Annotated in this window: 12 protein-coding genes and 1 pseudogene; 9 read left to right on the top strand and 4 right to left on the bottom strand. The window is 70.1% G+C overall.

The features are described 5' to 3' along the window. Window positions 1-66: 66 nt before the first annotated feature. Both NUV94_07550 and NUV94_07545 read right to left on the bottom strand, forming a co-directional pair. Entirely contained in the window at window positions 67-336 is a 270-nt protein-coding gene (locus tag NUV94_07550) for a transposase (GenBank protein MCR4392592.1), read from the bottom strand. Window positions 337-406: 70 nt separating this feature from the next. Further along, window positions 407-806, bottom strand: a pseudogene (locus NUV94_07545) (beta-eliminating lyase-related protein). Between the two features lie 495 nt (window positions 807-1,301). Here NUV94_07545 and NUV94_07540 point away from each other — a divergent pair. Continuing rightward, the gene (locus tag NUV94_07540; GenBank protein MCR4392591.1) at window positions 1,302-2,051 is read left to right on the top strand and encodes a hypothetical protein; all 750 of its coding nucleotides are present in this window, start codon (window positions 1,302-1,304) and stop codon (window positions 2,049-2,051) included. Here NUV94_07540 and NUV94_07535 read toward each other — a convergent pair. Next, a complete protein-coding gene (locus NUV94_07535) occupies window positions 1,940-2,350 on the bottom strand; it encodes a hypothetical protein (protein MCR4392590.1) in 411 nt (136 codons plus the stop codon). The genes NUV94_07540 and NUV94_07535 overlap by 112 nt on opposite strands. Window positions 2,351-2,463: 113 nt before the next feature. Between NUV94_07535 and NUV94_07530 the strand changes: the two genes are divergently transcribed. Genes NUV94_07530 through NUV94_07500 form a run of 7 tightly spaced genes read left to right on the top strand, consistent with a single transcriptional unit; the run spans window position 2,464 to window position 11,315 of the window. Then, window positions 2,464-5,382 carry an ATP-dependent helicase gene (locus NUV94_07530; GenBank protein MCR4392589.1) on the top strand — a complete coding sequence of 973 codons (2,919 nt, stop codon included), beginning with the start codon at window positions 2,464-2,466 and terminating at the stop codon, window positions 5,380-5,382. A gap of 60 nt (window positions 5,383-5,442) precedes the next feature. Beyond that, the gene (gene aspS / locus NUV94_07525) at window positions 5,443-7,173 is read left to right on the top strand and encodes an aspartate--tRNA ligase (protein MCR4392588.1); all 1,731 of its coding nucleotides are present in this window, start codon (window positions 5,443-5,445) and stop codon (window positions 7,171-7,173) included. Beyond that, on the top strand, window positions 7,170-8,006 hold the full coding sequence (locus tag NUV94_07520; GenBank protein MCR4392587.1) for a DUF4129 domain-containing protein: 837 nt from the start codon (window positions 7,170-7,172) through the stop codon (window positions 8,004-8,006). The genes aspS and NUV94_07520 overlap by 4 nt, the downstream gene beginning before the upstream one ends. 25 nt (window positions 8,007-8,031) lie before the next feature. Further along, window positions 8,032-8,580 carry a hypothetical protein gene (locus tag NUV94_07515; GenBank protein MCR4392586.1) on the top strand — a complete coding sequence of 183 codons (549 nt, stop codon included), beginning with the start codon at window positions 8,032-8,034 and terminating at the stop codon, window positions 8,578-8,580. Then, window positions 8,570-9,520, top strand: coding sequence for a MoxR family ATPase (locus tag NUV94_07510; protein MCR4392585.1), 951 nt, complete (start codon window positions 8,570-8,572; stop codon window positions 9,518-9,520). Before NUV94_07515 ends, NUV94_07510 begins: the two co-directional genes overlap by 11 nt. Further along, window positions 9,520-10,785, top strand: a complete 1,266-nt coding sequence (locus tag NUV94_07505; protein ID MCR4392584.1) for a DUF58 domain-containing protein — start codon at window positions 9,520-9,522, stop codon at window positions 10,783-10,785. The genes NUV94_07510 and NUV94_07505 overlap by 1 nt, the downstream gene beginning before the upstream one ends. Beyond that, on the top strand, window positions 10,782-11,315 hold the full coding sequence (locus NUV94_07500; GenBank protein ID MCR4392583.1) for a hypothetical protein: 534 nt from the start codon (window positions 10,782-10,784) through the stop codon (window positions 11,313-11,315). The genes NUV94_07505 and NUV94_07500 overlap by 4 nt, the downstream gene beginning before the upstream one ends. Here the strand turns inward: NUV94_07500 and NUV94_07495 are convergent. Further along, window positions 11,255-12,010 carry a right-handed parallel beta-helix repeat-containing protein gene (locus NUV94_07495; protein ID MCR4392582.1) on the bottom strand — a complete coding sequence of 252 codons (756 nt, stop codon included), beginning with the start codon at window positions 12,008-12,010 and terminating at the stop codon, window positions 11,255-11,257. The genes NUV94_07500 and NUV94_07495 overlap by 61 nt on opposite strands. 350 nt (window positions 12,011-12,360) lie before the next feature. On the opposite strand from NUV94_07495, the gene NUV94_07490 reads away from it, so the two are divergent. Continuing rightward, complete coding sequence (locus tag NUV94_07490; protein ID MCR4392581.1) at window positions 12,361-12,597, top strand: hypothetical protein; 237 nt, start codon at window positions 12,361-12,363, stop codon at window positions 12,595-12,597. Window positions 12,598-12,606 lie beyond the last annotated feature (9 nt).

Below are 12,606 nucleotides of genomic sequence, written 5' to 3'. Positions count from 1 at the left end.
AGCTCCGCCGCTCGGACACCCGCAACTCGATCATCGCCTGCACGTAGTTGCGCCGGGCCTGCGGCGTCAGAGTTTTTTTCGCATCACCTCCTTCATCGCGTCGATCTCCAGCTCCCGGTCGGCCAAGAGCCTCTTCAACCGGGCGTTCTCCCGCTTCAGCTCCCGGTACTCCCGCACTTCATCCACCCCCATTCCCCGAAACCGCTTCCGCCAGTTGTAGAACGTCGGCTCCGACACCCCGTGCGCCCGGCACACGTCTCCGATCGTCTTCTCGCCCCGATCGGCCTCGGCCAGGATCGCCACTACCTGCTCTTCCGTGAACCGGCTCTTCTTCATCCTCGATCACCCTCCCTCAACCTCCCCGATCCTACCGCTTACACCGGTCCAAAACCGTGGGTGCACGCCCGTCGTAGAAGATCCCCCCGGCCCGCTCCGCGTGCTCCCGGGTGGTGGTGAAGTACATGTTCATCGGCACGTACTGGCCGGGCTTGATCCGCAGCTGCGACGTGATGTGCTCGGCGGCCCGCCCCTGGTGGGTGGGGACCACGTACCGGAATCCCGTAGAGTTCGTGCACCGCGTCCTCGAGGTGGTAGAAGTCGCGCGATCCGGCGTAGGCCTCGTCGCCGAGCAACATCCCCGCCCACTGGTTGTCGCTCATCGCGCTCGTCCCGGAGTCGGTGAGGAGGTCGATGTACACGTCCTCGCTGCGGAGGAGGAACGTGGTGTACCCGGCCTCGCGGGTCGTCATCCGCAGCGGCTCCACGACCTTGATCTTGTACGGCTCGGCGATGGTCCTGTCCCGCATTGGCTTACCCCGCTTCTGTTCCGGCACGGTTCTCCTTTCCGGAGCCTTCGTCCCCTGACCGGGCAAACGACAGGATCTCGTCGATGAACCGGGCGAGATGGCCTCGCAGCACCTGGGCGCACTGGTCGGCGTCCTTCCGTCCCGGCGGGGACGCTCGCGTCCCAAACGCGGGAGATCTGGTTCCGCAGCCGCTCGAGGATCAAAGCGAGGGACGCGTTGTGGGTGGCCCCGTCCAACACGCGGTGGAAGGCGAGGTCGAGCTCGCGCAGGGCCGCCGGGTCCGACTCCTCGCCCATTCGCCGAACAAGGGCGTTCATCGCTGCGAGCTCCTCCTGGGTTGCCCGCTCCGGGGCGAGCCGCCCGACGAGCCCGCTCTTGCTCCTGCAGGGCCTGCCCCGGCTTGAACTCGAGGCGGAGGATCCGCCGTTTCAGCTCCTCGTAGAGATCATCCCGCATCGCGCCTGCATACTTGATGCATACATAAGGGAAGAAAGTGTGCGGACCGTCCGTCCCCCTGGCAACCGGGCAGGCCCCCTCGCCGCGGCGCGGGATGGCCGGCCTCCCGGGGCGGGGGTATCCTGCCCGGCGACGATGCGGCAGGCGCTAGAGACGCTGGTGAACCTCCACGTCCGCCGGTATCCCGGCTTCGGCGCCCAGGACCTGGCCAAGCTCCTCTATCAGGGGGCGCTGGGGATGGACCACTTGCTTGGGGATCCGGCGCGGTTCCTGGCCGCGCTCCGTAAGGAGTGGGAAACCTTGGAACCGATTCCGCCCCCGGCCGAGCCGCTCCTGGAACCGGTGGACCCGCGAGGAAGGACGCACCGGGTCAACCTACGGCCGGCCAAGGCGGCCGGGATCGAACTCACCGAGCTGGGGACGTTGTTGGTGAATCAGCCGCGCAAGGAAGGGCGGTTCGTCGAGTTTGAACGCTGGTGGTGGATGGTGGTCGAACTTGCCGAAGCGGGACGGATCGCGGTTCCTCCCCCGGACCTGCGGGCGCTCGCGGGATGCTTCCGCCCGGACGGGCCCCCGCCGGATCATTCCCCGCGGTACCGGCAGCTCCACCGGCCGGCCTACCGGCTGGTGCACGACGTGGCCGACCCCGGCGTGCAAGCGGTTCGGCACCCCTTGGGCTACTGGGACGGTTCCTTGACGATGATCTCCGGGCGGCCACACAAAAGACCGGTGCGCTTGCCCCGTACCAGGCGTAGCTCCACCGGCGCCCCGGGCTGGGCCTCCCGGTAGAAGCGGGCGTCCACCTCCACCCTATACTGCGAGGTCTTCCCGCCTTCGGTGGCCTCCGCGACCACGAAGTACACCTCTTCCGTGATCACCACCACCGACTTCGTAGGGGATGCTCCAGGGCAAGTCGGACATCCGGTGGTCACCACCCGGTCCTTCTCCCGCACCACGATGGTCTTCCCCACCACCGTGCCGTCGAGAACGAGCGCCACTCCCTGGCTGCAGTCCGTGATGGCTACGTTCGCCATGGACAGCACCGCCCCCACGATCGCCAGCACCAAGAACAGGTTGAACGGGCTCATGGCATCACCCTGGGTGGCAGGTTACCCAAGGGCGGGCGCGTTGCCAAGACATGGGTACCGACCCACCGGCCTTTGGTGTGGGGGCGGCCGGCGGGGCGTACACTTGTCAGGCGATGCCGGACATTTTGGCTGGGCTGACCGACGAACAGCTCGCGGCGGTGACCCACCGCCAGGGGCCCCTCCTCGTCCTGGCCGGGGTGGGGACGGGCAAGACAACCGTGATCACCCGCCGCATCGCCTACCTCATTGCCGAGGGGACCGTAACCCGCCCGAACCAGCTCCTCGTGTTCACCTTCTCCCACCAGGCGGCGGAGGAGATGCTCGATCGGGCGTTCGATTGGGTGCGCTACGCTGCCTTGGACGCGTGGGTGGCCACCTACCACTCCGTGTGCGAGCGGATCCTTCGGGAGAACGCGCCCCTGGCCGGCCTTCCCCCGGACTTCCGCATCCTCGACGAGTGGGACCAGCGGGTGTTCCTCCTCGATCACCTGACCGACCTCCCACTTCGGGCCCTGCGTGTCCGGGCGATGCGCCAGCCGCTCCGGTTCCTGGTGCCGCTCCTTGGCTTCATCCACCGGGCCAAGGACGGGGGGGTGTCCCCGGAGGCTTACCAAGCCTGGCTCGACCAGGCCCGCGGGACGCTTTCCCCGGATGAGGCCGCCCTTCACGAGGAGCTGGCCCACGTCTATGCCGCCTACCAGGAGCTCCTCTACCGCGAGGGGGTGGTCGACTTCGGCGACCTCATCCTGCGGGCGGTGCGCTTGCTCGAGGGGCGCCCTGGACTCCTTGCCGAATGCCACCGGCGGTTCCCGTACGTGCTCGCCGACGAGTTCCAGGACACGAGCCGGGCCGAGCTCCGGCTGGTGGAGCTCCTCGCCGGCCACGGGAACGTGACCGTGGTCGGCGACGACGACCAGGCCATCTACGGGTTCCGCGGGGTCCTATGGGACAACCTGCTCGCATTCCTGCGGGCGTTCCCCAGGACGCAGGTGGTGGTGCTCACGCGGAACTTTCGCTCCACGCAGGGGATCCTGGATGCGGCCAGGCGTCTTATCTGCTGCAACGCGTACCGGCTTGAGGCGTTGTCCGCCCGGGGGGAGATCCCGCACGCGATCAAGAAGGACTTGACCTCCCCGTTCGGCCCGGGGGTGGCCCCCGTGCACCGGCACTTTCCCAGCGTGGGCGAGGAGGCGGAGTTCGTGGCGGAGAAGGTACGGGAGCTGGCCGCCCAGGGCATCCCGTACCGGGAGATGGCCGTGCTCTACCGCAACCGGTACCGACCGGATCCGTACCTTAGGGCCCTCGCCGAGGCCGGCGTCCCGTGGGTCCTGGAGGGTCGGTTCCGGGCCGGTCTGTTCGATCAGGAGGAGATTAAGCTCGTGATGTCCTTCCTACGCGCGGTGGCCGACCCACGAGACGACCAGGCCCTGTACCACGTGCTCGGCTCGCCCATCTACCGCATGCCCGGGGACGACCTGGCCCTCCTCACCGCCCGCTCGCAGCGGGAGCACCGCTCCCTGCGCACGGTGCTTGAAGAGGCGCTTTCCAAGGGCGGCCTGAGCGAACAGGGCCGGATGGCCGGGGCGCGGGCCCTGGCCGACCTCGCGGCGTGCGAGGAGCTCGCCCGGGGCAACCCCACCGGCCGCGTGCTGTACGCGTTCCTCATGGAGCGCACCGGCTACCTCCAGGCCCTCGCCCATGCCGATGACCCCCGCGCCGGCCGGGCCGTGGAGTACATCGCTGACTTCTTCGAGCACGTGGTTCACCGGTTCGAGGAGATCTCCCGCCACGACCGGGTGCCGTGGTTCGTGCGGTACGTGGACGAGCTGCGGGAGCTCGGATGGAACCCCATGGTCGGGGAAGCCGAGCCAGGGGCGGACGCGGTCCAGGTGATGACGTTCCACCAGGCCAAGGGCATGGAGTTCGAGGCCGTGTTCCTCACCGGTCTCGTCGAGGATTTCTTCCCCGGCCGTCCCAGCCACCCCCCGCTCGCGTTGCCCGCGGAGCTCCTGGCGGACAACCTCCCCCCGGAAGTGGCCCACCTCGAGGAGCAACGTCGCCTGTTCTACGTGGGGATGACACGGGCCAAACGCTTTCTCTTCCTCCTCTCCGCCGACGATTACCGATCCCCGGGGGAGGCGCCCCGGAAACGGGCGGCCAAGGTGTCCCGGTTCGTGCTCGAGGCCCTGGGCCCGGAGGGGGTGGGCCCGCTGGAGCGAGGATCCCCGGCCCTCCTGCGCATCGTGCGCGTCGGGCGGGAGCCCACGCCCACGGAGCCGCCGGTGGAGGCCAACGCCCCCCTTACCCTATCCTACCGCCAGGTGGACGACTGGCTGACCTGCCCCCTCAAGTACCGGTACATCCACGTCCTGCGCGTGCCGATCCGACTCCACCCCACGGTCATCCTCGGCCACGCCGTCCACCAGGCGATCCAGGCCTATCACCTCGCCAAGGTCCAGGGCCGCACCCTGCCCGTGCCCGAACTCCTCGCCGTGTACCGCAACGCGTGGCGGTCGGAGGGGTTCCTGTCCCTCGCCCACGAGGAGGCGCTGCTCGCCCACGGGGAGGAGGCGCTGCGGGCGTTCCACGCGTTCGAGGAGCAGGAGGGGGCGCGCCCCACCCTCGTGGAGAAGTTCTTTGCGTTCCCCGAGGGCGGGGCGAAGGTCATCGGCTACTGGGACCGGGTGGACCAAGGCCAGGACGGGGCGGTGATCATCGACTACAAGACGTCCGAGGTGGCCGCGGAGGGGGTGGATCGGCGGGTCCAGGACTCGCTGCAACTGGCGATCTACGCCCTGGCCTACGTACGGATGTTCGGGGAGCCGCCGCGGGAGGTGCAGCTCCGGTTCCTGACCCCGGAGGTGGTCGTGGGGCGGGCCACGCCCAGCGAGCGCATGGTCGAGCGGGCGCTCGGGGCGATCCAGGAGGCAGCGGCCGGGATCCGCGCCCAGGAGTTCACGGCCAAGCCGTCGTTCGCCGTGTGCGCCCCCTGCGCGTACCGCACCATCTGCCCGGCGGCGCTGCCCCTGTAAGGCGTGCCCTGACGGAACTACAATGAGGTGTGAGGGGGATCACGGATTAGGGGCGCGATCATGACCAGGGAAGGCTGTGGCCGTTTGGGGCGAAGCACGGTGGGCCGGCGGGTAGAGCTCGCCGGTTGGGTGCACCGCCTGCGCGATCTGGGCGGACTCCTGTTCGTCGACCTGCGCGACGGATCGGGGATCGTCCAGCTCGTGGTCCGTGATCTCCCCGACGCCCACGGCCTCTCCCGGGAGGACGTGATCCGCGTCCAGGGCACAGTCGCCCTGCGCGAGGCCCCCAACCCCCACCTCCCCACCGGGGAAGTGGAAGTGGTGGTGGACCAGCTCACGGTCCTGTCCCATGCCAAGCCGCTCCCGTTCCCGGTGGACGAGGAAGAGGCCCACGCCAGCGAGGAGACCCGGCTCCGCTACCGGTACCTGGACCTCAGGCGGCCGCACATGCAGCGAAACCTGCGCCTGCGCCACCGGATCTGTTCTGCCATCCGCCAGTACCTGGATGCCCACGGGTTCATCGAGGTGGAAACGCCGATGCTCACCCGGTCCACCCCGGAAGGGGCACGGGACTTCCTCGTCCCGTCGCGCCTGGATCCGGGCAAGTTCTACGCCCTCCCCCAGTCCCCGCAGCTGTTCAAGCAAATCCTGGTGACATCCGGGGTGGAGCGGTACTTCCAGGTCGTGCGCTGCTTCCGCGACGAGGACCTGCGGGCCGACCGCCAGCCCGAGTTCACCCAGCTCGACCTGGAGATGGCGTTCCTCGAAGACCCGGAGGACCTGTTCGGGCTTCTTGAGGGCCTCATGGTCCACGTCTTCCGGGAGACGATCGGGGTGGAGCTTCCCACGCCGTTCCCACGCATCCCGTACGACACGGCGATGGCCCGCTACGGGTCGGACAAGCCGGACCTGCGGTTCGGCATGGAGATCGCCGACGTCTCGGACCTGTTCGCCGGGGGACCGTTCCGCGCGTTCGCCGAGGCCGTCGCGGGCGGCGGGGTGGTCCGGGCCCTGCCCGTGCCCGACGGGGCCGGCAGGTCCCGGGGGGAGCTGGGGAAGGTCGAGGAGGCGGCCCAGGGCCTCGGTCTCGCCGGGCTCTCCTGGATCAAGGTGGCGGATGGCCTGTCTTCGTCCATCGCCAAGCACGTGCCGGAGGCGGCGCTCCAGGCGGTGGTGGCACGGGCGGAGGCCAAGGCCGGCGACCTTATCCTCCTCGCCGCCGGGCCAGTGGCAAAGGTCGCCCCGGCGCTCGGGGAGCTCCGGCTGCGCTTGGCCCGGGAGGGGGGGCTCATCCCCGTGGGGGCGTGGACCCCGGCGTGGATCGTGGACTTCCCCCTGTTCAAGCTGTCCGAGGCGGGCTCGATCGAGTCCGAGCACCACCCGTTCACGTCCCCCAAGGATGAGGATCTGCCCCTGTTGGAGGCCGAACCGCTTCGGGTGCGGGCCAAGTGCTACGACCTCGTGCTGAACGGGGTCGAGCTCGCCTCCGGTTCGATCCGCATCCATCGTCGTGACCTGCAGGAGCGGATCTTCCGCGTCCTCGGGATCGGTCCGGAGGAGGCAGAACGGCGGTTCGGGTTCTTCCTGCGGGCTCTGGAGTACGGGGCACCGCCCCATGGGGGGATCGCGTTCGGCCTCGACCGGTGGGTGATGATGCTCGCCGGGGCGCGATCGCTGCGGGAGGTGATCGCGTTTCCCAAGACGGCCACCGGCAGCTGTCCCCTCACCGGGGCCCCGGCTGAGGTGGACGAGGCCCAGCTCCGGGAGCTCCACATCCGGGTGGAGGGATGAGCGGGTGGCGCCTCGTGCTGACGGGGCTTCTCGTGACCCTGCTCCTGGGGGCGCTCGCCGCCGGGCTCTGGAACGTGCGGTTCCGGGAAGGGAAGCCCTTGTCATGGGGGGAGGAAGAAGGGGATAGGGGTGGGTTCGCGTGGCCGGCCCTGTTTCCCGGAGCGCGGCTGGAGTGGCTCTCCCAGGTGTTGTTCTTCCTGCTTTTGGCGACCCTGGTCCTGGCCGTGGGGGCATTCGTGGTGGCGCCTGGGCTGCGCCGGCGGCTCCTCACCTTGGCCATCAGCGCTGGGCTGAGCCTGTTCCTCCTTTGGGAGATCTTGGACCGAATGGCCCTGGAACGGGTGGATTTCCCGATCGAGCCGACCGCGCCCGGGAATCTGGGGAACCCGGTGGGGGGAGGGGCGGTGCCCGGCCCACCGGCCGCCCCCATTTGGGCCATCTACCTCGTGGCCGTCGCCCTCGGCGGGGCACTCGCGTTCGGGCTAGCCCGCCGGCTCTCCCTCTCCCGGCGCCCGCGGCTGGCCGCGGAGATCCGGGAGGTGGCGGAGGAGGCGGCCGCCGACCTCAAGCGGGGCCTCCCGGTGGTGGACGTGGTCGTCCGGTGCTGGCTGGAGATGGTGGAGATCTTGTCCAGGAAGGCCAAGACCGAGGACGCTCCTGGCCTCACCCCGCGGGAGTTCGCGGCGGCCCTCGCGCGGCTGGGGTTTCAGGAGGACGCGATCCGCAAGCTAACCGAGCTCTTTGAGGAGGTGCGGTACGGGCGCAAGGCGAGCGAGCCCCGGCGAGAGGAGGCCATTGCTGCCCTCTCCGCCATCGAGCGGGCCTACGGGTAAGCGGTGGCCGTGGTGGGGCTGGGCGGTGGTGGGGACGGCGGCGCTGGCCCTGGGCGCCCTGTTCGCGTTCCCCTTCCGGAGCCTGATCGCCGGCCTGGTGGTGGCCCCCCTCATCCGCCTGTGGTGGCTGGTGGACGCGGTGCCCCAGGGGCTGGTGTGGGTGGTCTTGGTGGGAGGCGTGGCGGTGCTGGTGGCGCGCATGCTGATGCCCGGGGCCGGGAGGCGGCGGCCGCCGGGGCGCGCGCCCGCCCCTTCTTCGCGTCCATCGCAGCTCGCTGAGCTCGTCCAACTCATCCGGCGGGCCGACGCCTCTCCCTGGGCCCGGCGGCGGTTGGCGGCCCGGTTGAGCCGGACCGCAGTGGCCCTGCGGGCTCGGCGCGCGGGCATCCCGCCAGGGCAGGCGTGGCAAGAGATCCGGGCGGACCGGTGGCCGGCCCGGCCGGAGCTGAGGGCCGCCCTCCATCCCGAGGACGCCTGGCGGACCCGGTTCCCCCACCGCGGCTGGCGGCACGTCCTCGCTCGGGCGGTGGATGCCTTGTGGGGGTACGCGAAAGGGGGGGACGTTGACCGTTGACGACGTGGCGAAACGGGGGGAGGCGATCCTCTCCCAGATCGAGCGGGTGATCGTGGGCAAGCACGAGCCGCTTGCGCTCATGTTGGCGTCCATCCTTGCCGGGGGCCATGTGCTGATCGAGGACTATCCGGGCCTCGCCAAGACCCTGGCCGCCCGCTGTTTCTCCCAGGCCCTGAACCTCACGTTCAAGCGCATCCAGTTCACGCCCGACCTCCTCCCGGCGGATATCTTGGGGGTGTACCTCTTCCACCGCGAAAACGAGGAGTTCTTGTTCCGCCCAGGGCCGGTCTTCGCCCAGCTCATCCTCGCCGACGAGATCAATCGCGCCACTCCCAAGACCCAGTCCGCGCTCCTCGAGGCGATGCAGGAGGGGCAGGTTACGGTGGAGGGGGCGACGCACCCGCTGCCGCAGCCGTTCGTGGTCATCGCCACCCAAAACCCGATCGAGTACGAGGGGACGTTCCCGCTCCCGGAGGCGCAACTGGATCGGTTCCTGGTGCGCCTCCGATTCGGCTACCCCGATCTCGACCAGGAGGTGGAGATCTTGCACCGCCGCATCGAGCGGCGGGCGGAGGAGCTGGCCCTGACGTCGGTGACCGACGCCGCCGAGATCCTGGCGATGCGGGAGGTGCTGGAGACGGTGTACGTGGACCCCGACCTCCTTCAGTACATGGCCGAGCTCGTCCACGGGACCCGCCGCCACGGGTCGGTGGCGGTGGGGGCGAGCCCGCGGGGGACGCTGGCCCTGTTGCGGATGAGCCGGGCGCGGGCGGCCCTGGCCGGGCGGGACTTCGTCATCCCCGACGACGTGAAGGCCGTGGCCGTCCCCGCCCTCGCCCACCGGCTCATCCTGTCGCCCGACCTCTGGGCGCGGGACGTGCGGGCCGAGGACATCGTGGCCGAGCTCCTCGCCCAGGTTCCGGTGCCCAAGGTGGGATGATGGGCGGGCGCAAGACCACGGCCGAGCTATCCCTGCTGTTCTTGCTCCTGCTTTTGGGGCTCGGGCTGCGCCATCCGGGCGTGGTGCTGCTGGCGGTGCCGGTCGCGGTCCACCTCACGTTTGGCCTGTCCCTCTCCTACGCGGAGAGGCACCCTCGCCTCCGCGCCTCCCGCACGGTGTCCGCCAACCGGCTCCTGGAGGGGGATTCCCTCCGGATCGAGGTGGTGCTGGAGAACATGGGCCTGGCGCTCGAGGCGGTGACCGTCGAGGACGGCCCCTATCCGGGGTGGGAGGTGCTGGATGGAGCGGAGACGGCAATCGGCCCGCTTCCGGCCGAGGGGCGCCTCGTCCTGGGGTACACCGCCCGGCCCCGGCGCGGCCTCTATCCCCTGTCCTCGATCCGGGTCCAGGTTCGGGACCTCCTCGGGTACGTGCTATGGGAAGGGGAGGTGGCCTGCCCGGCCCCGGTGGCCGTTCTGCCGCGATGCGAACGGCTCACCGGGGTTGCCATCGCCCCCCGGCGGACCCTGGTCGCCGCCGGCACGGCCCGCGCCCGCCGGGGCGGCACGGGCACCGAGTTCTTCGGGGCCCGGGAGTACCTGCCTGGCGACGACGTACGCCGCATCAACTGGAAGGCGTACGCCCGCCTGGGGGGGCTCGTGATCAACCAGTTCGAGGAGGAACGGGCGGCCGATGTGGTCGTGGTCCTGGACGTGCGGGCGGATGCGTACCTGGTGCCCAACGCCGTCGACCTCCTGGACCACGCGGTGCGGGCGGCCGGAGCCCTGTGCCAGTTCTTCCTGGGCCAAGGGCACCGGGTGGGGCTGCTCCTCTACGGTCGGTACCTGGACTGGGTGTTCCCCGGCTATGGCCGACTCCATGGGGAACGGCTCCTCCGGGAACTGGCCCGGGCCGAGCTGGGCACCACCGAGATCTTCTCCGAGCTCGGGCACCTTCCGACCCGGCTCCTGCGGGCCGGATCGCAGGTGGTGCTCGTGTCCCCGCTCGTCCCCGGGGACGAGGAGGAGCTGGGCCGGCTTCAGGCACGGGGCTACCGGGTGATGGTCCTGGTTCCCGATCCGCTTGCGTTCGAGCAGGCCCAGTTGGAGGAAGGACCGGAGGTGGAGCTGTCCGGCCGCATCCTGGCCCTGGAGCGGTGGGTCATGTGGCAGAAGCTCGTCTCGGCCGGGATCCGGCCTTTGGTGTGGGACGTCCGCTGCCCCCTCGCTCCCCAGGCCAAGGCCCACTGGAGGAGGGCGCGGTGATCCTGGCCGCCGGCGGGTACCTCGCCGCGTTCGCCTGCGCCTGGAGCGGACTGGGGTGGGCGATCTGGCCGTGGGGGATGGTCTCCCTTGCCGCCCCGACGGTATGGCTCCTGGGGCTCGTGGTGCGGAAGGTGGGCCTGCTTGCGTTCGGGCTCTACCTCCTGGCCGCCCTGGCCGTGGGGGCGGCCACAGCAGGGGGGTTCCTCCCGGCGCTGGGGGCGATGGCCCTCGCCCTTTGGAGCTGGGACCTGGGAGTCCTCGCCGTCCAGCTCCGGCGCCCGGGCGAGGAAGCCCGCCGACGTCTGGTGCGCACGGCGCTCCCCCGCAGCTCCGCGACGGCCGCCGCAGGGGTGGCGCTGGGCGTGGCGTTCGCGCGGCTGCGGCTCCCGATCCCGTTTTGGGGGCTGGCCGGGCTGATGGTCGCCGCCTGGGTGGGGCTGGCGGCCCTGATCCGAAGCGCGCGGCGGCTCTACGCCCCTCCCGGAGGCGAGGCCAGCGGGAACCGGTCCTCGTCCAGCCCCACCCGGTAGGGACGGTCGAGGATCCCGTCCCCGTTCTCGTCCGGGGCGCTGAACCCCTGCCAGAAGTTCCCTCGTGCCCCGTCGTCCCAGCGGTTGCCGCCCTCGGACTTGGCCGGGATCCGACAGGCGAAGAACGCGTTGCCGGCGACCATGTTGCCCTCGCTGCCGAGCTCGAACAGGGCACCGAGGTCGCACTCCATGATCACGCTGTCCACGAGGCGGGAGGCGGTGGTGCCCCCGAACCACACCCCGACCCGAGCCCGGGCAATGGTGAGGCCGGAGAGAACCACATCCGATGAGAAGAAGGCCCGGACTGCATCCGGGCACTCGTCGATCCTCGTTCCCAGGACCCGGATGTTCTGGCTTTGGAACAGGCTCACCCCGACCAGGCATCCCCGCACCCAGACGTCGGCAACGGTGCCGCTCTTGGCGCTTTGGATCTTGATCCCCGCTACCTGAGCCCCTTGGATCTCCACGTCCCGGATGACGAAGGGGGCGGTCGTGCCGGAGATCAGGATCCCGTAGTCGGTACCGGCGGCGTCGATCCTGAACCCCGCGATCACGTAGGGGTTGGTGGCGAGCCCCAATCCCCCCACCACCCCGTTCTCCGGCGTGAAGTCGGCATCGGAGCGGATGACGATCGGCTCGTGGGGGACCCGCTCGGCCAGGGCGGCTGTTCCCACGACGACCGCGAGCGCGACCAAAACCCCAAACCTACGCATATCGCATCACCCCGCGGGACCGTACCGCGGCCGGGCGGGGCCCGCGAGGGCCTGTGTCCCCTCTCAAGGTAACGTGGGCTACGTTGCCGGTGGGCGGGGCATGTGCGGCCGGGCTCTTGGTCATCCGGGTGTGCGGTTGACCGCCCGTTGCCCGCTGGCTGGGGGACGCGTGCAGGGCTGCTCCAGCCGAAGCGGTCGGCGACCTCTGCTGGCCTTGTCCGCGAAGAAGCTTTCCTGACCCGCCCACTGACCACGGGAAACTTGACCTCGACAGAACGGACCCACGGCCCTCGCGAGCGATTCCCTTCCCTGTACGGTGAGAAGGAGCGTCGATGAAGAGGGCATGGAAGGCGTGTGTTCGTGGCGTGCTCCTGGTCGGCCTCCTCGCCGGGATAGGGATCGCCCAGTCCTCGGTTGTCCCGCCCGAGGAAGGGACGGAGGAGGACTACACCCTCTTGCTTGGGGCCTGGGAGGTCGCGGGCTACCGGATGACCATCCGAGAGCACCGCGATTCCCTGTGGAGGAACATCCCGCTCGGATGTTCAAGTGGGCCATATCGCCTCCCTTAGCTCGTAGTC

Source organism: Candidatus Acetothermia bacterium (genome assembly GCA_024653305.1).
GTDB lineage: Bacteria > Bipolaricaulota > Bipolaricaulia > Bipolaricaulales > Bipolaricaulaceae > JACIWI01.
This window is presented reverse-complemented; position numbering and strand designations above follow the sequence as displayed.

Coding starts and splice junctions, on each gene's coding strand:
- NUV94_07550 (MCR4392592.1), bottom strand. CDS start 336: ATGAAGAAGAGCCGGTTCACGGAAGAGCAGGTAGTGGCGATCCTGGCC.
- NUV94_07535 (MCR4392590.1), bottom strand. CDS start 2,350: ATGAGCCCGTTCAACCTGTTCTTGGTGCTGGCGATCGTGGGGGCGGTG.
- NUV94_07530 (MCR4392589.1), top strand. CDS start 2,464: ATGCCGGACATTTTGGCTGGGCTGACCGACGAACAGCTCGCGGCGGTG.
- aspS (MCR4392588.1), top strand. CDS start 5,443: ATGACCAGGGAAGGCTGTGGCCGTTTGGGGCGAAGCACGGTGGGCCGG.
- NUV94_07520 (MCR4392587.1), top strand. CDS start 7,170: ATGAGCGGGTGGCGCCTCGTGCTGACGGGGCTTCTCGTGACCCTGCTC.
- NUV94_07505 (MCR4392584.1), top strand. CDS start 9,520: ATGGGCGGGCGCAAGACCACGGCCGAGCTATCCCTGCTGTTCTTGCTC.
- NUV94_07490 (MCR4392581.1), top strand. CDS start 12,361: ATGAAGAGGGCATGGAAGGCGTGTGTTCGTGGCGTGCTCCTGGTCGGC.